The organism is Spiribacter sp. 1M189, assembly GCF_040838345.1.
Taxonomy (GTDB): domain Bacteria; phylum Pseudomonadota; class Gammaproteobacteria; order Nitrococcales; family Nitrococcaceae; genus Spiribacter; species Spiribacter insolitus.
Window position 1 is genome coordinate 701,862 of record NZ_JBAKFF010000001.1, and the last position, 19,350, is coordinate 721,211.

General features: G+C 64.9%; 17 protein-coding genes. 12 read left to right on the forward strand and 5 right to left on the reverse strand.

The window, feature by feature from the left end; translation table 11 throughout:
- Positions 1–57 precede the first annotated feature (57 nt).
- The 3 genes from dnaJ to V6X30_RS03560 are packed head-to-tail and all read left to right on the forward strand — an operon-like array spanning position 58 to position 3,027.
- Positions 58–1,197 (forward strand): molecular chaperone DnaJ, encoded by a 1,140-nt coding sequence (dnaJ, locus tag V6X30_RS03550; protein WP_367983272.1) that lies wholly within the window; start codon positions 58–60, stop codon positions 1,195–1,197.
- A 1-nt stretch (position 1,198) separates the two neighbouring features.
- On the forward strand, positions 1,199–2,017 hold the full coding sequence (gene dapB / locus V6X30_RS03555; RefSeq protein ID WP_367983273.1) for a 4-hydroxy-tetrahydrodipicolinate reductase: 819 nt from the start codon (positions 1,199–1,201) through the stop codon (positions 2,015–2,017).
- Between the two features lie 14 nt (positions 2,018–2,031).
- The gene (locus V6X30_RS03560; protein ID WP_367983274.1) at positions 2,032–3,027 is read left to right on the forward strand and encodes an NAD(P)/FAD-dependent oxidoreductase; all 996 of its coding nucleotides are present in this window, start codon (positions 2,032–2,034) and stop codon (positions 3,025–3,027) included.
- On the opposite strand, the gene dapE is transcribed toward V6X30_RS03560, so the two are convergent.
- From dapE to map, 5 genes are read right to left on the reverse strand one after another with little or no spacing between them, the layout of a single operon-like run.
- The gene (gene dapE / locus V6X30_RS03565; protein ID WP_367983275.1) at positions 2,987–4,147 is read right to left on the reverse strand and encodes a succinyl-diaminopimelate desuccinylase; all 1,161 of its coding nucleotides are present in this window, start codon (positions 4,145–4,147) and stop codon (positions 2,987–2,989) included. The genes V6X30_RS03560 and dapE overlap by 41 nt on opposite strands.
- Positions 4,148–4,163: 16 nt before the next feature.
- Positions 4,164–4,982: a 2,3,4,5-tetrahydropyridine-2,6-dicarboxylate N-succinyltransferase gene (gene dapD / locus V6X30_RS03570; protein ID WP_367983276.1), complete on the reverse strand. Its 819-nt coding sequence runs from the start codon at positions 4,980–4,982 to the stop codon at positions 4,164–4,166.
- Between the two features lie 16 nt (positions 4,983–4,998).
- Positions 4,999–6,222, reverse strand: a complete 1,224-nt coding sequence (dapC, locus tag V6X30_RS03575) for a succinyldiaminopimelate transaminase (protein ID WP_367983277.1) — start codon at positions 6,220–6,222, stop codon at positions 4,999–5,001.
- Positions 6,212–8,923 carry a [protein-PII] uridylyltransferase gene (gene glnD / locus V6X30_RS03580; RefSeq protein ID WP_367983278.1) on the reverse strand — a complete coding sequence of 904 codons (2,712 nt, stop codon included), beginning with the start codon at positions 8,921–8,923 and terminating at the stop codon, positions 6,212–6,214. The genes dapC and glnD overlap by 11 nt, the downstream gene beginning before the upstream one ends.
- A gap of 1 nt (position 8,924) precedes the next feature.
- On the reverse strand, positions 8,925–9,683 hold the full coding sequence (map, locus tag V6X30_RS03585; protein ID WP_367983279.1) for a type I methionyl aminopeptidase: 759 nt from the start codon (positions 9,681–9,683) through the stop codon (positions 8,925–8,927).
- 167 nt (positions 9,684–9,850) lie between these two features.
- Between map and rpsB the strand changes: the two genes are divergently transcribed.
- Genes rpsB through bamA form a run of 9 tightly spaced genes read left to right on the forward strand, consistent with a single transcriptional unit; the run spans position 9,851 to position 19,341 of the window.
- Positions 9,851–10,693: a 30S ribosomal protein S2 gene (gene rpsB / locus V6X30_RS03590; protein ID WP_367983280.1), complete on the forward strand. Its 843-nt coding sequence runs from the start codon at positions 9,851–9,853 to the stop codon at positions 10,691–10,693.
- Positions 10,694–10,718: 25 nt separating this feature from the next.
- Positions 10,719–11,603, forward strand: a complete 885-nt coding sequence (gene tsf / locus V6X30_RS03595) for a translation elongation factor Ts (protein ID WP_367983281.1) — start codon at positions 10,719–10,721, stop codon at positions 11,601–11,603.
- A gap of 10 nt (positions 11,604–11,613) precedes the next feature.
- Complete coding sequence (pyrH, locus tag V6X30_RS03600; protein ID WP_367983282.1) at positions 11,614–12,333, forward strand: UMP kinase; 720 nt, start codon at positions 11,614–11,616, stop codon at positions 12,331–12,333.
- Positions 12,334–12,337: 4 nt separating this feature from the next.
- A complete protein-coding gene (frr, locus tag V6X30_RS03605) occupies positions 12,338–12,895 on the forward strand; it encodes a ribosome recycling factor (protein WP_367983283.1) in 558 nt (185 codons plus the stop codon).
- A 25-nt stretch (positions 12,896–12,920) separates the two neighbouring features.
- Positions 12,921–13,664 carry a polyprenyl diphosphate synthase gene (uppS, locus tag V6X30_RS03610; protein ID WP_367983284.1) on the forward strand — a complete coding sequence of 248 codons (744 nt, stop codon included), beginning with the start codon at positions 12,921–12,923 and terminating at the stop codon, positions 13,662–13,664.
- Entirely contained in the window at positions 13,657–14,478 is an 822-nt protein-coding gene (locus V6X30_RS03615; RefSeq protein WP_367983285.1) for a phosphatidate cytidylyltransferase, read from the forward strand. The genes uppS and V6X30_RS03615 overlap by 8 nt, the downstream gene beginning before the upstream one ends.
- A complete protein-coding gene (locus V6X30_RS03620; RefSeq protein ID WP_367983286.1) occupies positions 14,475–15,671 on the forward strand; it encodes a 1-deoxy-D-xylulose-5-phosphate reductoisomerase in 1,197 nt (398 codons plus the stop codon). The genes V6X30_RS03615 and V6X30_RS03620 overlap by 4 nt, the downstream gene beginning before the upstream one ends.
- Entirely contained in the window at positions 15,671–17,035 is a 1,365-nt protein-coding gene (gene rseP, locus V6X30_RS03625; protein ID WP_367983287.1) for an RIP metalloprotease RseP, read from the forward strand. The genes V6X30_RS03620 and rseP overlap by 1 nt, the downstream gene beginning before the upstream one ends.
- Before the next feature lie 11 nt (positions 17,036–17,046).
- Positions 17,047–19,341: an outer membrane protein assembly factor BamA gene (bamA, locus tag V6X30_RS03630; protein ID WP_367983288.1), complete on the forward strand. Its 2,295-nt coding sequence runs from the start codon at positions 17,047–17,049 to the stop codon at positions 19,339–19,341.
- Positions 19,342–19,350 lie beyond the last annotated feature (9 nt).

The window sequence follows — 19,350 nt, forward strand, 5'->3', positions numbered from 1 at the left end:
CTTTGCTGTTGACGCCGGGGTGGTTACCCTGCAAACAGACCAGTCAGAACGGGCACCATGGCAAAACGTGACTATTACGAAATCCTCGGGGTTTCCCAGAACGCCTCCGAGAGTGATCTGAAAAAGGCGTATCGACGCCTGGCGATGAAATATCACCCGGACCGCAACCCGGGTGATAACGATGCGGAGCTGCATTTCAAGGAGGTCAAGGAGGCCTACGAGGTCCTCAGTGATCCACAGAAACGCTCGGCGTATGACCAGTTTGGCCACGCCGGTGTCGATCCCAGCGCCGGTGGTGGGGGTGGCGCCGGGTTCGGTCGCGGAGGCGCCGACTTCGCGGATATCTTCTCGGACGTCTTTGGCGACATCTTCGGCGGCGGTGGCCGAGGCGGAGCGCGGGCGTTCCGGGGAGCCGACCTGCGCTATCGCATGGAGGTGACGCTGGAAGAGGCGGTTCACGGTGTCGAGCGCGAAATCCGGATTCCCACCCAGGTGCGGTGTGAGGCCTGCGAAGGTTCCGGCGCCGCACCGGGAAGTGAGCCGCAGGCCTGCCCGACCTGCAATGGCCACGGCGATGTGCGGGTCCAGCAGGGCTTTTTCTCGATCCAGCAGACCTGCCCGCGCTGCAGCGGCAGCGGGCAGATCGTCAGCGATCCGTGTCGGCAGTGTGGCGGCAGCGGAACCGTCCCCGACTACAAGACGCTCAATGTCCGAGTGCCCGCCGGCGTCGATACCGGCGATCGCATTCGGCTGAGCGGTGAGGGCGAGCCTGGGGAGCAGGGCGGCCCACCCGGCGATCTGTACGTCGAGATGGTGGTCAAGCCGCATCCCATCTTCACGCGTGATGGCGCCGACCTGCGCTGCGATATCCCGCTCAGTGTGACCACCGCTGCACTCGGCGGTGAGCTCGAGGTGCCGACGCTCGATGGTCGGGTCACGCTGCGTGTTCCCGCGGGCACCCAGTCCGGGAAGGTCTTCCGCGTGCGCGGCAAGGGAGTCAAGCCGGTGCGCGGCGGTACATCCGGCGATCTATTGTGCCGCGTGGCAGTGGAGACACCCGTTAATCTCACCGGTCGCCAGAAAGAGTTGCTCGAGGAGCTTGCCGACACGCTGGAGCGGGGCGGCGAGCATCACAACCCCCGCGGCAGCTCCTGGCTCGATTCAGTGAAGTCGTTCTTTGAAGGGATGAAATTCTGACATGACCGCCGTTGCCATTCTGGGCGCCGCCGGGCGCATGGGCCGGACACTCGTGGAGCTGGTCGCGGCGGCGGATGATCTGACCCTTGCTGCAGCCACTGTCCGCTCCGACAGCGGATGGATCGGGCATGATGCCGGCGAGCTCGCCGGCTGCGGACGCCTGGATGTCGCCCTCACGGGCGATCCTGCTGGTGCCGCGGCCGCGGCCGAGGTGCTCATCGATTTCACCTTGCCGGCTGCGCTGGAGGGGAATCTGGCGGCGGCGGTGGCGGCGGGCACGCCCGTTGTCATCGGTACCACCGGCGTGGATGCGACCGGGGAGCAGGCCATCCACCGCGCATCGGCACAGGTGCCGCTCGTCTATGCCGCCAATTACAGCAGCGGTGTCACGCTGTTGCGCCGGTTGGTGCAGACCGCCGCTGCGGCACTTGGCGACGATTACGATGTCGAAATTACCGAGGCGCATCATCGCTACAAACGCGATGCGCCGTCGGGCACGGCCCGGGCGCTGGGCGAGTCGGTGGCGCGGGGCCGGGGTGTGCGGCTCGAGGATCATGCCATCCAGGCGCGTGAAGGCATTGTCGGCGAGCGCCCGGCCGGCGCGATCGGGTTCCAGGCGCTGCGTGGCGGCGATATCGTTGGCGAGCATACGGTGATGCTGGCGGGAGACGGCGAGCGGCTGGAGCTCACCCACCGTGCCTCCAGCCGGGCCACGTTCGCCCGCGGTGCCCTGCGTGCCGCGCGCTGGGCGGCCGAACGCCCCGCCGGGCTGTACGACATGAATGATGTGCTCGGTCTCAACGACCGGGCGCCGGATTGACGCGGGAGAGACGCATGCGCATTGCCATCATCGGAGCGGGCATTGCCGGTCTGAGTGCCGGCCGTGCGCTTCAGGCGGCCGGGGTCGAGTCGATGATTTTCGACAAGGGCCGCGGGCCCGGCGGGCGGATGGTCAGCAAGCGCACCGAGTACGGCGCGATCGATCTTGGCGCCCAGTATTTTACGGCTCGGGATGGAGAATTCCGCGCGGCGGTGGATGAGTGGGAATCCGCCGGCGTGGTCGCGCCATGGCCAGTGAGCCCGCTGGTCCTCCCGGAACGTCAGCCGGCGCGACCGGAGACGCGACTGGTGGCGGTGCCGCGCATGTCCGCGCTGGCCCGATATCTGGCCGAGGGGCTGGACCTGCAGAGCGGCATACAGGTCAGCGAGATCACACGCGAGCTCTCGGGTTGGGTGCTCAATGGGCGCCACGGAGAGTCGCTGGGCGAGTTCGATGCGCTGCTGCTCACTGCCCCAGCGCCGCAGACGCAGTCGCTGCTTGCCGAGCCCTGTCCCAGGCTGGCGGCGCGGGCGGCCGCCTCAACGATGCAGCCCTGCTGGTCGGTTGGCCTGGTGCTCGAACGGCCGCTCGAGGTCGATTTCGACGCCGGTTTCCCGAGTAGTGGTCCGCTCGGCTGGGTGGCCCGATCGGGTTCCCGTCCGGATCGGCCTCACTTGCCGGAGATCTGGACCCTGCATGCAACGGCGGCCTGGAGTGAAGCCAATATCGAATGGTCGCCGGAGGCCGTCGGTGAGTATCTATCCACTGCGTTTACCGAGCTGATTCGGCAGACCCCGGCGGTCACCGCCCGTATTGCCCATCGCTGGCGCTTCGCCCGCGCCCGAGGCGCCCTCGCCGAGTCGGTCGGATATCTGGAGCACGAGGATGTGCTGTGCGCCGGTGACTGGGTAACGGATGGCCGGGTTGAGGGCGCATGGCGCAGTGGCCGCGCCGCCGCCCGACGGCTTATCAATCGGCTGATGGAGCGTTCCGGGCAAGACGGCGGATAATCGCCTCATAGGCAGTGCTCAGGTCGCCAATTGCCTCCACTTTGATGTTCTCGTCGACCTGATGGATGCTCTCGTTCACCGGCCCGAATTCCACGACCTCGGCGCCGAGTGGGGCGATGAAACGTCCGTCGGAGGTGCCACCGGCCGTATTCGCCGTGGGCCATTGCCCCGTCTGCTCCCGAATGACGGCGATGACGGCCTCCCGTAGCCGTCCGGGCGGGCTGCCGAACGGCTCCGCGGAGTGCGACCACTCCACCTGGCCGGCGGGGGCATACCTCGCAACGACTGCCTCGATTCGCTCGCGCAGCCCGTCGGCGCTACTCGCCGGGGAATAGCGCAGGTTAAAACGCGCCGACGCGCGGCCGGGAATAATGTTGACCGCGTCGGTATCGGTATCCACCGCGGTGAGCTGTAGGCGCGTCGGTGGAAAGTCGGCGGTGCCGGCATCCCAATCGCCATCGACGAGTTCCGTGAGTATCGACGCAAGCCGGTGGAGTGGATTGTCGGCCTGATCGGGGTAGGCGACATGGCCCTGCTGGCCCTTGACGACGATTTCGCCGCTCAGTGATCCGCGGCGTCCCACGCGAATCGTGTCGCCCAGTTCACTGTGGCTGCTGGGCTCGCCGACGAGGCACCAGTCAACGGGCCCGAGTCGCTCCGGCAGCAGGGGCGCGACGGCGCGGATCCCATCCTGCGCGGGTCCTTCCTCGTCGCTGGTCAGGGCGATGGCAAGCCGCAACCCTTCGTCGCCCGCGGACTCGGACACGCGCTCACAGGCAGTAACGAACGCCGCGACACTTGCCTTCATATCCGCGCTACCGCGTCCGAAGAGTCGCCCCTCGCGACGGGTCGGTTCGAAGGGCGGTGACTGCCAGGCCTCGGCTGGCCCGGTGGGCACCACATCGGTATGCCCCAGGAAGAGCAGGACGGGGCCCTGCCCACCCCGGACCGCCAGCAGGTTCGAGACATCCCCGTGGGGTAGCCAGGCGATATCGAAACCCGCCCGCTCGAGCCGCTCGGCGATCAGCCGCTGGCACCCGGCATCGTCGGGGGTGATCGATGCCCGGCGGATCAACGCCTCGGTCAGCGCGAGTGTAGTCTGCGTGGCATCGGCGGGCATTCGTGTCGTCCTTCGCTCAGGGTCGCAGCAGCTCGTTAATCCCTACTTTGGCGCGGGTCCTGGCATCCACCTGTTTGATGATGACCGCGCAGTAGAGGCTGTGGGATCCATCCGCCGCCGGCAGGCTGCCCGGCACCACAACCGCCCCCGGCGGCACCTGGCCGTAGGTCACCTCACCGGTCTCGCGGTTGTAGATCTTTGTGCTCTGGCCGATATAGACGCCCATTGAGATGACGGCGCCCTCGCCGACGATGACGCCCTCGACGATCTCTGAGCGCGCCCCGATGAAGCAGTTATCCTCGATGATGGTCGGGCTCGCCTGCAGCGGCTCCAGCACGCCGCCGATGCCGACACCACCGGAGAGGTGCACATTGCGGCCGATCTGGGCGCAGGAACCCACCGTTGCCCAGGTGTCGACCATGGTGCCACTGTCGACATAGGCGCCAATGTTGACGTAGGAGGGCATAAGCACAACGCCGGGCGCGATGTACGAGCCCCGGCGTGCGGCCGCTGGCGGCACCACGCGGACGCCATCGGCATCGAAATCGGCACTGTTGTAGTCGGCGTACTTCAGCGGCACCTTGTCGTAGTAGTCCGTCTCCCCGCCGCGGATGCGCTGGTTTGGCGTCAGCCGGAACGACAGCAGCACCGCCTTTTTCAGCCATTCGTTGACCTGCCAGCCATCGCCGGTTTTCTCGGCGACGCGATCCTCACCGCGGTCAAGCCGGGCCAATGCCGCCTCGACCGCCTCTCGGACCGCCGGCGAGGCGGTTTCCGGGGCCAGGGTGTCGCGGTTCTCGAAGGCGGACTCGATGGTGTCCTGGATCGATGCCATGAAGGGTCTCCGTCAGTCATTTCCATTGTTCGATAAAGCGGCGCATCCGCCTGAGCGCATCCTCGCAGATGGCCTGCTCGGCCACCAGTGCCAGGCGCACATGGCCCGCTCCTGGGTCACCCTCCGGCGTCGGGCGCGAGAGATAGCGTCCGGGTAGTACCGTGATGCCCGTGTCGGCATACAGCGCCTTGGTAAAGGCTTCGTCATCGCCGCCGGGCACCGGCAGCCAGATGTAGAAACCGGCCTCGGGCTCGTCATAAGGGGCGATATCGGCCAGGGTTTCCCGGGCCATGGCGAATTTGTGTCGGTAGGCCGCCCGGTTTTCCCTGACGTGGGTCTCGTCGCGCCAGGCAGCGAGGCTCGCCTGCTGAGCATGAAAGGGCAGCGCGCAGCCCTGGTAGGTGCGATAGGCGGCGAATGCCTCGATCAAGACCGCATCGCCAGCGATAAAGCCGGAGCGCAGCCCCGGCACGTTGGACCGCTTCGACAGGCTGTGAAAGACGAGACAGCCCCTGAAGCCATCACGCCTGGCGGCCTGGCAGGCCGCAAGTAGACCAAGCGGAGGCGCCTGCTCGTCGTGGTAGAGCTCGCTGTAGCACTCATCCGCGGCGATCACGAAACCGTGACGATCCCGGATGGCGAAAAGCTGATCCCAGAACGCCTGTGGCAGGACCCGCCCGGTAGGGTTGCCGGGGCTGCAGAGGTAGATCAGGCCGCATTCGGCCCATTCCCGTTCTTCGATGCCGTCGAGATCCGGTATCCCGCCTCCGCCGGTGTTGAGCATCCGCGGTCGGCCACCGGCCAGCAGGGCCGCGCCTTCGTAGATCTGATAGAACGGGTTCGGCATGAAGACCACTGGCCGATTGGCCGGATCGATCAGGGCCTGCGTCACGGCGAACAGGGCCTCGCGGGTTCCGGCGGCCGGGAGGACGTGCCGATCCGGATCAATGCGGGCGTCGATCAGCCCAAAGCGCCAGCGGAGCCAGTCCGCGATGCCCGCGCGGAGTTCCGGCATGCCGGCGGTGGCCGGGTATCGGCCGAGACCGCTATCGACGCCGGCACGAAAGGCCTCAGCGATGAAATCCGGTACCGGGTGCTTTGGCTCGCCGATGGACAGGGGGACCGGCATGGCCGTCGAGGCCGGCTTTATCCCGTCGAGCAGGCGACGCAGGCGCTGGAAGGGGTAGGCCTGCAGTCGCGCCAGTCCCGGATTACCGCCGGCGAGCACGTCAGACGCCATCACCCCTCCGCATGATGTCCGATTCACCCTCGAAGGTGCTCAGCAGGTCGCTGCGCAGCTGCTGGCGTGTGGCGCTGGTCAGCGGGTTGTTGTCGTCGTCGGTGATGAAGAATACGTCTTCCGCCCGCTCGCCGATGGTCGCGATCTTGGCGTTCTGTACCCGCAGACCGTGGCGGGCGAATATATAGCCCACCTGGGCGAGCAGCCCCGGCTGATCCCCGGTGATCAGCTCCATCGCCGTTCGATGGTTGCGGGTGTCATCGCTGAAGTCCACCTGTGTCGGTGTCTTGAAATGCCGCAGGCGCCGGGGCGCGATGCGGGAGGAGGGCTCGGGCAATGCCTCCGGATCATGGAGGTGATTGATCAGGGTTGCGCGCATCCGCTCGACCCGAGCTCCGTGGCCTTCCCCTTCGTCGTGCTCGAATTGGACGAGGAAGCTGTCGAGCGTATAGCCGTTGTCTGTGGTGATGATGCGCGCGTCAAGGATATCCAGACCGAGCTGATCCAGCGCAGAGACGGCAATCGCGAATATGTTGGCGCGGTCGCGGGTGTAAATGAAGACCTCCATACCGCCGCGCTTTGCATCGTCTTCGATCAGTACCAGCGGGGCGTGGGCCGCATCCCCCGCTGAATGGATGGCCTCGGTATGCCACGCCACCTCGGCAGCGGAGTAGCGCAGGAAATAATCCGGGGTAAAGTGCCGCCAGATGGAGCGCACGGTCATATGATGAAGCCCGCGGCGCCGCAGGAGCTCGCGGGCCCGATGCTGCGCCTCCGCCACCAGTTCGTCCTCGTCAATGGGCCGCCCGAGACCACGCCGCACCGCGCGAGCGGTCCGCCGATAGAGCTCGAGCAACAACGACTCGCGCCAGCTGTTCCAGAGTTTCGGGTCGGTGGCGCGGATATCCGCTACGGTCAGCAGATAGAGATGGTCGAGGTGATTGAGGTCCCCCATCTCGGCGGCGAACTCGTTGATCACGGCGGGGTCGCTGATATCGCGGCGCTGTGCGGTCATTGACATCAACAGATGCTTGCGGACCAGCCACGCGACGAACCGGCAGTCATAGCGCGACAGGCCGTGCTGCAAGCAGAAGGCGTAGGCATCTTCGGCACCGAGCTCAGAGTGATCGCCGCCCCGACCCTTGGCGATATCGTGGAAAAGCCCGGCCAGGTAGAGCAGCTCGGGCTTGGGCAGGCGCGCATGCATCTGGCTGAGCAGCGGGAATTCAGCCTTGTGCTTCGCGACGCCGAGGCGGCGTAGATTGCGCACGACCATCAGGGTGTGTGTGTCCACGGTGTAGACATGAAACAGGTCGTACTGCATGCGGCCGGTGATCTCGGCGAACGCCGGGATGTAGCGGCCGAGGATGCCATGGCCATGCATCCGGCGCAGGGCATGGGTGATTCCACTGGGCTGGCGGAGGATTTCCATGAAAAGGCTGCGAGCGCGGAGGTCCCGGCGGAATCGGGCGTCGATGCGGTCGCGATGTTCGCGTAGCAGTCGTACCGTCGCGGCGCGTATGCCGCGAATCTCCGGGTACTGCTGCATAAGGAGAAAAAGCTCAAGCATCGCAAAGGGATAGCGACGGAACACGTTGCGATGCGTGACCTCGATAAAACCGCGTTTTACCTGGAAGCGCTTGTTCAGCAGGGTCGGCTTTTCATCGACATCCGCGTAGAGGATGGTTTCCTGGTAGAGCTGCAGCAGCATTTCGTTGAGCCGCGTGAGCCGCATGATCATGCGGTAATAGCGCTGCATGAACTGCTCGACCGCCAGGGTGTGCTCGGTGTCTTTGTAGCCGAACTGGCGGGCGAGTTCGGCCTGGAAGTCGAACAGTAGCCGGTCTTCCCGGCGTCCGGCGAGCAGGTGAAGTGCGAAGCGGATGTCCCAGAGGAAGTGCTGGCCCTGAATCAGGTCTTCGTATTCATTCTCGGTGAGAAACCCCAGGCCGACCAGGTCGCTCAGCGCGCGGGCGCTGAAGTGGCGTTTCGCGACCCAGCCCACCATGTGGATGTCCCGCAGGCCGCCGGGGCTCTCCTTGAGGTTGGGCTCTAGGTTGTAGGCCGTGTCGTGATAGCGCTCGTGACGCCGCTGCTGTTCGGCCAGCTTGGCCTCGAAAAACGCCGGACCTGGCCATATACGGAACGGGCTGGTCGCCGTCTGCATGGCGTCGAAAAGCTGCCGATCGCCGGCCAGTGCCCGGGATTCCATGAGATTGGTGGCAACGGTGATGTCCTTTGCCGCCTCGGTGACACAATCCTCGACACTGCGAACGCTGTGGCCAATCTCGATGCCGATATCCCACAACCGGGTGACCAGATCGGTCAGACACGCCTCGAGGCCTTCCGGCAGCGTGTCGGGGATGATGACCATCAGATCCGTATCGGAGGCGGGATGGAGCTCCCCCCGTCCATAACCGCCGACTGCGGCCAGGCAGGCCTCGTCGGCGAGGGAGCCGAGGCAGAGCGTCCAGACGCGCGTGACGATTTCATCCATGACCGCCGCGCGCAGCGGTACGAGCTCGAAGGCCGGAGTCCCTTCCAGGAAACGTGCCGCCAGCGTGTCATCGGCGTCGCGCAGCGCTTGTTGCAGCAGCGCCGTGGCGTTCTCGCCGGCCGCCAGGCGCTGGTCCAGCCCATCGAGGTCGAGAAGCTGCCAGTCGATGGCCTCGGCCGGAGACTCCGGCGCAGTCGCTGCCATCTCAGTCGCCGCCGCTCAGAGTAAGGATATCCACGCCATCCTCGGTCACGGCGACGGTATGTTCCCATTGCGCGGAAAGGCTGTGGTCCTTGGTCACTACGGTCCACTGATCGCCCAGCAGACGGGTGTCCGCCCGGCCTGCATTGATCATCGGCTCGATGGTGAAGGTCATGCCCGGGCGCAGCGGCTCGCCGGTGCCGGGCCGTCCGTAGTGCAGCACTTGGGGATCTTCATGGAACCCAAGGCCGATGCCGTGGCCGCAGTATTCTCTCACCACTGAGCATCCCCGGGCCTCGGCCAGGGTCTGTATGGCATTTCCGATATCACCGAGCCGGGCGTCGGGACGGACCTCCTTGATACCGGCGTAGAGCGCCTCATGGGCCACCTCGGTGACGCGACGCGCCTGCACGCCGGGCTCACCGGCGAAGTACATACGGCTCGTGTCGCCATGCCAGCCGTCGTGGATGACGGTCACGTCGATATTCAGTATGTCGCCGCGCTTGAGCTTCTTGCTGCCGGGGATGCCGTGGCAGATGACGTGGTTGACCGAAATGCAGGTGGCCTTGGGAAAGCCGCGGTAGTTGAGCGGTGCCGGGATGCACTCCAGCGCCTCGATTTTCTCATGGCATAGCCGGTCGAGCTCGCCGGTGGTGATGCCCGGACGGACATGCTCACTGATCATGTCCAGCACGGCAGCGGCCCGGCGGCCGGCTTCGCGCATTTTCTCGATCTCGTCGGGGGTCTTGATGGTGATGCTCATGCGGCCTTTCAAATTGTCGATTTAAACCGCCTATGGTATAAACGGCGCGCCATTTGGGCAATTCGACAAACCAATACCACACATGCACCGACACAGCTGGCGGGGTGCCCTCAGGGTTGCCAGTTGCGGGTGCATGGAGGCCTAACCCATACAAAGGAGTATTCGTCATGGCCAAGGTGACCATGCGTCAGATGCTGGAGGCCGGCGTGCATTTCGGCCACCAGACCCGTTACTGGGATCCGAAGATGGCCCCGTACATCTTCGGCGAGCGCAACAAGATCCATATCGTCAACCTGGAGAAGAGCCTTCCGCTCTACCAGGACGCGGTCAACTACGCGGGTAAGCTCGCTGCAAACGGGGGCCGGATCCTGTTCGTCGGCACCAAGCGGGCGGCCCGTGACGCCGTGCGCGAGGAAGCCGACCGTTGCGGCATGCCTTATGTCAACCACCGCTGGCTGGGTGGCATGCTGACCAACTTCCGTACCGTCAAGCGCTCCATCCGCCGCTACAAGGAGCTGCAGGAGCAGAAGAAGGACGGCACCTTCGAGAAGCTCGGCAAGCGCGAAGTGCTCTCCCTGCAGCGCGAGATGGACAAGCTGGAGCGCTCCTTCGGCGGCATCGTCGACATGGAATCGCTGCCGGACGCCCTGTTCGTGATCGACGTCGGTTACGAGCGCATTGCCGTGCAGGAGGCGATCAAGCTGGGTATCCCGGTGGTCGCCGTTGTCGATACCAACAACAGCCCCCGCGAGGTGGACTACGTCGTGCCCGGCAACGACGACGCCATCCGCGCGATTCGTCTGTATCTGCGTGGCATCTCCGATGCCATCATCGATGCACGCATGGCCACGGCCCAGGCGCCGGCCGGCGATGACGAGTTCGTCGAGCTCCCCGGCGAGCCTGCCGCAGCGGAGGCCGCCCCTGCAGAAGCAGCGGGTGCCGAGGCCGCTCCCGCGCAGGGCGAGGCCAGCGAGAGCAAGCGTGCCGGCGACGAGCAGAGCGCCGGTTAACCGGAACAGGACAGAGGACAATCTGATGGCGATTACCGCACAACTGGTCAAGGATCTGCGGGAGCGTACCGGCGCGGGCATGATGGAGTGCAAGAAGGCGCTGGTGGAGACCGATGGCGATATGGACGCCGCCGTCGAGCACATGCGCAAGCGCGGGCTTGCCAAGGCCGACAAGAAGGCCGACCGGGTGGCCGCCGATGGGGCCGTGATCGCGGCCCTGTCGGAAGACGGTCGCAGTGGCGCGATCGTGGAGATCAACAGCGAGACCGACTTCGTCGCCAATGGTGACGACTTCCAGGCTTTTGCCCGCCAGGTGGCGAATCGAATCCTTGCCGATGACCCGGCGGATCTCGGTGCGTTACTGGCGATGCCGCTCGAGGATGGCGGCGATTCGCTGGAGCTCGCCCAGAAGGAGCTCGTCGCTAAGATCGGCGAGAACATTCAGGTCCGCCGTTTCCAGCGCTATGCGACGGACAGTGGCCGGGTCCATCACTACCTCCATGGCAGCCGGATTGGTGTGCTGCTCGAGCTCGAGGGCGGTGACGATGCGCTGGGACGGGATCTTTGCATGCATATCGCGGCGAGTCGTCCGGTCTGCGTCAGCGTTGACGACGTCCCCGAGGATCGGGCCGCCAGCGAGCGTGAAATCCTCGTGGCCCAGGCGCAGGAGTCGGGCAAGCCGCAGGAGATTATCGATAAGATGGTCGAAGGCCGGCTGCGGAAGTGGCTGAGCGAGATCACCCTGCTCGGACAGCCATTCGTGAAGGATCCGGATCAGACCGTGGAAAAGCTCCTCGAGGCGCATGGCGCAAAGGTCGTGCGCTTTGCCCGGCTTGAGGTCGGTGAGGGGATCGAAAAGAAGGAAGAGAACTTCGCCGAAGAGGTCGCCGCAACGGTCCAGGGCAGCTGAGGGTCGCGCCATGTCGGATCCGGTCTATCGACGGATTCTGCTCAAGCTGAGCGGCGAGGCGCTGCTCGGTGACGCCGAGTACGGCATTGATCCTGCTGTCCTCCGGCGGCTGGCTACAGAAGTCCATGCCCTGATTGATCGGGGCGTGGAAGTGGCGCTGGTCATTGGCGGCGGCAATATCTTCAGGGGCGCTGGGCTGGCCGCGGCCGGCATGGACCGGGTCGGTGCCGATCACATGGGAATGCTGGCCACGGTGATGAATGGCCTGGCGATGCAGGACGCCCTTGAGCGTGAGGGCGTCTTCACCCGTGTCATGTCGGCGATCAAGATCAACCAGGTCTGTGAGGATTACATCCGGCGGCGGGCGGTGCGCCACCTCGAGAAGGGGCGTGTGGTCATTCTTGCCGCCGGGACCGGTAATCCGTTTTTCACGACCGACTCCGCCGCGAGCCTGCGGGCAGTGGAAATCGGCGCCGATATCATGCTCAAGGCCACCAAGGTCGATGGCGTGTACTCGGCGGATCCGGTGACCGATCCCAATGCCAGGCGCTACGAACGGCTGACCTATGACCGCGTGCTCGACGAGCGCCTCTCGGTGATGGATGCCACGGCGATTGTCATGTGTCGTGACCAGAACATGCCCATTATCGTGTTCGATATTAACCGTCCCGGTGCCCTCGCGAGTATCGTGGAAGGCGAGAACGTCGGGACCCGGGTGGAACGAGGATGACTTCATGATCGATGACATTGCCCAGGACGCGGACCAGCGCATGGACAAGAGCGTGGAGAGCCTGCGGCAGGATCTGCATAAGATCCGCACAGGCCGGGCGCATACCAGCCTGCTCGATCAGGTGACGGTGAGCTACTACGGTACCGAGGTACCGCTCAACCAGGCGGCCTCGGTGGCAGTGGGCGATGCCCGTACGCTGCTGGTCACGCCCTTTGAGAAGAGCATGGTGGCGCCCATCGAAAAAGCCATTATGGAGTCCAACCTGGGGCTGACGCCGAATTCCGCCGGTCAGGCCATCCGCATTCCTTTGCCACCGCTCACTGAAGAGCGCCGCCGTGACCTGGTCAAGGTGGTGCGCAGCGAGGGGGAACAGGCCAAGGTGGCGGTCCGGAACATCCGCCGGGACGCCAATGGCGATCTCAAGCAGCTCCTCAAGGACAAGGACATCACCGAGGACGAGGAAAAGCAGGCCGAGGATCACATCCAGAAGCTCACCGATCGGCACGTCAAGGCCATCGACGAGGTCCTTGCCGCCAAGGAAGAAGAGCTGATGTCCGTGTGAGGCCGTCAGCGACTTGACGCCCAGCATGAGTGAGTCGCCAAGAGCGATCCCCCGGCATGTCGCGATCATCATGGACGGCAACGGCCGATGGGCGGCGCGCCACGGCGAGCCGCGGCATCATGGCCACCGGGCAGGCGCGGAATCGGTTCGTCGGACCGTTGAATGCTGCGCGCGGGCCGGTGTCGAGGCACTGACACTATTCGCGTTCAGCAGCGAGAACTGGCGGCGGCCGGCGGCCGAGGTCGGCATGCTCATGGAGCTTTTCATGCGCGTGCTCGATCGCGAGACCGATCGCCTGCACCGCAACGATATCCGTCTCAACATCATTGGCGACCGCTCGCGTCTTGCCCGACGCTTGCGTGCTCGCTGCGCATCGGCCGAGCGTCTAACTGCCGACAATACCCGCATGCAGTTGAATATCGCCGCCAGCTACGGTGGACGATGGGATATCGCCTCAGCGGCGAGGCGTCTTGCCGAGGCGGTCGCGGCCGGTGAACGGACGCCGGAATCCATCGATGAGAACGCCCTGGGGGCGGAGATCTGCCTGCATGGCCTGCCGGAGCCCGACCTTTTCGTGCGCACCGGCGGCGAGCAGCGGATCAGCAATTTCCTGCTCTGGCAGCTTGCCTACACCGAGTTGTATTTCACGCCGGTGCTCTGGCCCGACTTTGATGAAGGCGAAATGAATCGGGCCCTGGTCTGGTTTGGGGAGCGCGAGCGCCGTTTCGGCGGTCTTCGCAATGACGCGGGGGATGACACCGGTGCTTAAGCAGCGCGTGCTCACGGCGATCCCGCTGGCGGCGCTGGTACTCGCGGTCGTTTGGTTGCTGCCGGGTATCTGGCTGCAGGGGCTTTTCGCCGTCGCTGCACTGATCGCGGCCTGGGAGTGGGCCGGACTCTCCGGTCTTGAGGGGGTTGTCGAGCGTCTGGTCTATCTCGTTGTTCTGGGTGGCCTACTCATTGGCCTCAGTACCATTGACGCGGCGGCCAGCCAGGCATGGCTGATCCCCGGGCTGCTGTGGTGGCTGGCAATCGCCGTCTGGGTGCTTGCGCAGGCGCGCCGTGGCGAGTGCTACCGGCTTCCATCCTGGCTTGCGGCCCTGGCGGGTCTCATCACGCTGGCACTGGCCTGGCTGGGCATCGTCGCTATTCATTCGCTGCCGGTGAGCGGCCCGTTCTGGGTAACGGTGCTCATGGTCCTTGTCTGGGGGGCGGATATCGGCGCGTATTTCGCCGGACGGCGATTTGGCAAGCATAAACTGGCGGCGGCGATCAGCCCTGGAAAAACCTGGGAGGGCGTGATGGGCGGCCTCGCGCTCGGATTACTGGTGGCCGTGGTCCTCCAGCTGGCCGCGGCGCCGCAGCTCCCGGGGTTACCGGGGCTTGGCTGGCTGCTGCCCGTGGCGGCAATGGTGATTGCCCTATCAGTCATCGGCGACCTTGCCGAGAGCGTGCTCAAACGTCAGGCTGATCGTAAGGATAGTGGTCAGCTACTGCCCGGACATGGCGGTATGCTCGACCGCATCGATGCGCTGCTGGCTGCTGCGCCGGTCCTTGCAGCCGCACTCATGAGGGTGGGATGACCGATTCTGTGGCGGTACGCGGCGTCGCCATATTGGGCGCCACGGGTTCAATTGGCACCAGCACACTGGATGTCATTGCGCGGCACCCGTCCCGGTACAGGGCGGTGGCGCTCAGTGCCTGGCGCGATGTAGATGGCATGGAAGCGCTCTGCCGACGCTTTCGTCCGCGCCTGGCGGCGATGGCGGATGACGATGCGGCGGCGGCGCTGCGCGGCCGGCTCCTGGATCTGGACGATGTCGAGGTGCTGGCCGGTCAGGCCGGCACGGTGGCGGTTGCAGAGGCGGCGGCTGCCGATACCGTGGTCGCCGGGATCGTCGGGGCGGCGGGCCTCGCGCCCTGCCTGGCGGCCGTCGAGGCGGGTAAACGCGTCCTTGTCGCGAACAAGGAGGCCCTCGTGGTGGCCGGTGAACTCATCATGTCGGCGGCCCGGCAGAGCGGGGCGCTTCTGCTGCCCATCGACAGCGAGCATAACGGCATTTTTCAGTGCCTCCCGCAGGCGCCGGGGGAGACGCTGGATGCGTCGGGTGTGGAGCGACTCGTACTGACGGCGTCCGGCGGGCCTTTCCGGGATCGTGATCCGGCGACACTCAGTCGCGTGACGGTGGAGGAGGCCTGCGCGCATCCCAACTGGTCCATGGGCCGGAAGATCTCGGTAGACTCCGCAACCATGATGAATAAAGGCCTGGAACTCATTGAAGCGTGTCGCTTTTTCGGTGCGCCGCCAACCCAGGTCGACGTGCTGGTCCACCCGCAGAGCCTGGTGCATGCGCTGGTGCAGTATCGCGATGGTTCGACCCTGGCTCAAATGGGAACGCCCGATATGCGGACCCCGATTGCCAATGCCCTTGCGTGGCCGGAGCGAATCAATGCCGGTGTGGCGCCCCTCGACCTGCTGAGCGCAGGCCGACTGGATTTCTCCGCACCGGACGGGGGGCGCTTCCCTTGTCTGGAACTTGCCCGTTCGGCACTCAATGCTGGATATGGCGCCACCGCGGCGTTAAACGGCGCCAACGAGGTGGCGGTATCGGCGTTCCTTGACGGTGCCCTGCGCTTTGACCGGATAGCGGTGGTGATCGAGGAGACACTCTCAGCGCTGGATGGTGAACCCGAAAACCGGCTCGATGCATTGATCGACCACGAACAACAGGCCCGTCGCGAGGCCACCGCGTCCCTCAAGCGTTGGAGTCAATGATGAGCTGGCTGATCAATATTCTCGGATTCCTTCTGGTCATCGGGGTCCTGGTGACCGTCCATGAATTCGGCCATTTCTGGGTGGCCCGCCGCGTCGGCGTCCGGGTGTTGCGGTTCTCGGTCGGCTTTGGTCGACCGCTGTTGAAGCGCACGGGTGCTGATGGCACGGAGTATGTCCTCGCCGCGATTCCCCTGGGTGGATACGTCAAGATGCTGGATGAGCGCGAGGGGCCGGTGGCGGAAACCGACCTGGATCAGGCGTTCAACCGCAAGCCGCTGTGGGCGCGGAATGCCGTGATTGCGGCCGGGCCGGTGTTCAATTTCGCCCTCGCGATCGTGGCGTACTGGCTGGTCTTCGTCATCGGCGCGACCGAGGTCCGACCGATCATCGGGCCGGTCATCCCGGATACACCCGCTGCCGAGGCGGGGCTCATGGAGGGAGATGAACTGATCCGGGTTGATGGGACGCGCGTGAAGGCGTGGGACCAGGCGGTGATGACATTGCTTGACTCCGCGGACAACGAGCCCGTGCGTGTCGAGGTCGCGCGGGGTGAAGGCCAACCGGTCATGGTGTCGCTTGACCTGACCGATACACGACTGCTCGACGAACAGGGCGAGGTACTCCAGCGGATCGGCTTACGACCCTGGCAGCCGACGATCGAGCCGGTCATTGACGAGGTCGTCTCCGGCAGCAGTGCCGGAGAGGGCGGGCTGCAGTCCGGTGACCGCATCCTCCGGGCCGATGGCAGTGAGATTGGATCATGGCGCAGCCTGGTGGAGTTCGTGCGCGAGCGACCGCAGACCGCCGTCGATCTCACCATCGGGCGCGATGGCCGGACGCTCGAGCGAAGCGTGACGCTGGGCAGCCGCGGCGAAGGCGATCAGCGCATCGGAGTGCTGGGTGTCAGGCCCCGCGTCCCGCCGGGTCTCTTCGACGATCTTCGTCACGAGGTGCGCTATGGACCGCTGGCCGCCATTGGCGAGGCGATGGAATCGAGCTGGCGGGCGGGCACACTGACGATCGATGTGCTCATCAAGATGGTGATCGGCGAGGCATCCGTGAAGAATCTCAGCGGCCCGATCAACATTGCCCAGTATGCCGGCGACTCCGTTTCCCTGGGACTGATTCCGTTTCTGAAGTTTCTCGCGATCGTCAGCATCAGTCTTGGTATCCTTAATCTGATGCCGGTGCCCGTACTCGATGGCGGGCATCTGCTGTACAACACGATCGAATGGGTCCGGGGGCGTCCTCTATCGGAGGCGGCACAGGGGCTGGGTCAGCAGATCGGCCTGGCACTGCTTTTCATGTTGATGACCCTGGCCTTGTACAACGACCTGCACCGTCTCATGGGCGCCGGGGGCTGAGCGAAGGGCGAATGATGCGAACACGACTGGCGGCATTCCTGCTGTTACTGACCGTCGCGACCGGAGCGCAGGCGTTCACGATCGAAGAGATCCGCATTCGGGGTCTGGATCGCATCGCCGAGGGGACCGTCCTGAACTACCTTCCCCTCGAAGTGGGGGATGAGGTTGATGCGCAGGTCAGCGCGGACGCCGTGGAGGCACTCTACGACACCGGGTTCTTCGATGACGTGGCCCTGCTGCGCGACGACGACACACTGATCATCGCCGTGGAGGAGCGTCCGGCGGTTGCCCGGATCGAATTCGTCGGCAACGACGCCATCGCCAGCGACCGGCTGCGCACCGGTCTGACCGCGGCGGGGCTCGGCGAGGGCCAGAGCTTCGACCAGTCGCTGCTGGCCACCATTGAGCGTGAGCTGGAGCAACAGTACTTTGCGCTTGGCTACTACGACGTGGATATCGAAAGCACGGTGTCGCCGTTGCCACGCAACCGCATCAGCCTGCGGCTGGACGTCGAGGAAGGGAAGCCCGCCTCGGTCCAGCCCGTGCGCTTCATCGGCAACCGTGACTTCGACACCGACCGCCTGCGCGACCAGTTTCAGATGGGGCCGAAACCCTGGTGGGCCTTTCTCTCCAATCGGGACAAGTACTCCCGCGAACGCCTTTCGGCCGATCTGCAGCGACTTCGGGCCTTCTATCGCGATCGCGGATATGCGGATTTCCGCATCGAATCCACCCAGGTGACGATCAGTCCGGATCGTCAGCGCATCCACATTACGGTCAACCTGGATGAGGGACAGCAGTACAGCATTGGGGATATCGCCCTCGCGGGCAACCTGATCTATCCCGAGGAAGAGCTTCGCGCGCTGGTCGAGCTGGAGAGTGGCGAGATCTACAACCAGCGCAATATCACCGATACGACGGAGGCCCTCCGTGACAAGCTCGGTGAGCGCGGTTATGCGTTTGCCCGCATCAATCCGATCCCGGAATTGCGGGAGGCGGAGCGCATCGTCGATCTGACGTTCTTCGTCGATCCCGCCGAACGGGTCTACGTGCGGCGTATCCGCATCAGTGGTAATGAAACCACGCGTGACGACGTCATTCGTACGGAGCTCAGGCAATACGAGGGTACGTGGCTTTCCACCGCCGATCTGCGCGAGTCGGAGTCGCGCCTTGGTCGGCTGGGTTTCTTCAGTGATGTCACGATTGACACGCCAAGGGTGCCGGGGACGACTGATCAGGTTGATGTCGAGGTCAACGCTACCGAACGCCTGTCGGGCAGCCTGCGAGCCGGCGTCGGGTTTGGCTCGGGCGAGGGGGTCATACTCAATCTCGGCCTCGAGCAGGACAACGTCTTCGGTACCGGTGACCGGGCCGAATTTGTCGCCAACAGCGACAATTCCGATACCGTCTATCGCCTCTCGTACCTGGAGCGCAATTTTACGATGAGCGGTATCGACCGGCGCTATGCGCTGTCGTTCCGCGACCGTGATGCCGACGAAGCCGACCTGGCGGATTATGGCCTGAAGACAACCCGGGCCTCCTACGGCTACCGCGTCCCGGTCACTGCCAACGACCGAGTGGGAGCGGATCTGACATTCGAGGACGTCTCGCTGAGTTTCGATCAGCCAACGCGCATCGAAGAGCGTTTCGCCGAGCGCAACGGCACAAACAACACCAATATCCTGGCCGATCTCTCCTGGACGCGGGATACCCGGGACTCGGCGGTCTTCCCCACCCGGGGCGGTCGGCAGAGCACCAGTCTGGAAGTGGCGCTGCCCGGGGTGTCCGACCTCGAGTACTACCGCCTGAGTTATGAGCAATCGCGCTTTTTCCCGCTGACTGACCGCTTCACGCTGGCCCTCGACGGCACGCTCTCCTATGGCGATGCATACGGCGCCGGAGAAACCCTGCCGTTCTATGACAATTTCTATGCGGGCGGCATCCGTACCGTGCGGGGCTACGAGCGGAACTCGCTGGGTCCTCGCGACGAGAATGGCGATCCCACTGGCGGTAACGTTCGAGCACTGGGGCGTGCGGAGGTGCGCTTTCCGCTGGCACAGGACGACGAGGGCAATAACCTGCGGGTTACAACGTTTGTTGATGCCGGTCAGGTATGGGATCGCGAGCACGAGGATCTCAATGGGTTCACCGGGATCAGCCTGACCGACGTGCGCTATTCCGCCGGCCTCGGGCTGATCTACTTCTCGCCTATCGGCCCGCTCACGATGAGCGTGGCACAACCACTCAACGCGGAGTCCGGCGACGAGAAACAGCCCTTCCAGTTCACTATCGGGGCGTCGTTCTGAATGAAACCA

Coding starts and splice junctions, on each gene's coding strand:
- V6X30_RS03560 (WP_367983274.1), top strand. CDS start 2,032: ATGCGCATTGCCATCATCGGAGCGGGCATTGCCGGTCTGAGTGCCGGC.
- dapE (WP_367983275.1), bottom strand. CDS start 4,147: ATGCCCGCCGATGCCACGCAGACTACACTCGCGCTGACCGAGGCGTTG.
- dnaJ (WP_367983272.1), top strand. CDS start 58: ATGGCAAAACGTGACTATTACGAAATCCTCGGGGTTTCCCAGAACGCC.
- bamA (WP_367983288.1), top strand. CDS start 17,047: ATGATGCGAACACGACTGGCGGCATTCCTGCTGTTACTGACCGTCGCG.
- dapB (WP_367983273.1), top strand. CDS start 1,199: ATGACCGCCGTTGCCATTCTGGGCGCCGCCGGGCGCATGGGCCGGACA.
- glnD (WP_367983278.1), bottom strand. CDS start 8,923: ATGGCAGCGACTGCGCCGGAGTCTCCGGCCGAGGCCATCGACTGGCAG.
- V6X30_RS03620 (WP_367983286.1), top strand. CDS start 14,475: ATGACCGATTCTGTGGCGGTACGCGGCGTCGCCATATTGGGCGCCACG.
- map (WP_367983279.1), bottom strand. CDS start 9,683: ATGAGCATCACCATCAAGACCCCCGACGAGATCGAGAAAATGCGCGAA.
- frr (WP_367983283.1), top strand. CDS start 12,338: ATGATCGATGACATTGCCCAGGACGCGGACCAGCGCATGGACAAGAGC.
- rpsB (WP_367983280.1), top strand. CDS start 9,851: ATGGCCAAGGTGACCATGCGTCAGATGCTGGAGGCCGGCGTGCATTTC.
- uppS (WP_367983284.1), top strand. CDS start 12,921: ATGAGTGAGTCGCCAAGAGCGATCCCCCGGCATGTCGCGATCATCATG.
- rseP (WP_367983287.1), top strand. CDS start 15,671: ATGAGCTGGCTGATCAATATTCTCGGATTCCTTCTGGTCATCGGGGTC.
- dapC (WP_367983277.1), bottom strand. CDS start 6,222: ATGGCGTCTGACGTGCTCGCCGGCGGTAATCCGGGACTGGCGCGACTG.
- dapD (WP_367983276.1), bottom strand. CDS start 4,982: ATGGCATCGATCCAGGACACCATCGAGTCCGCCTTCGAGAACCGCGAC.
- pyrH (WP_367983282.1), top strand. CDS start 11,614: ATGTCGGATCCGGTCTATCGACGGATTCTGCTCAAGCTGAGCGGCGAG.
- tsf (WP_367983281.1), top strand. CDS start 10,719: ATGGCGATTACCGCACAACTGGTCAAGGATCTGCGGGAGCGTACCGGC.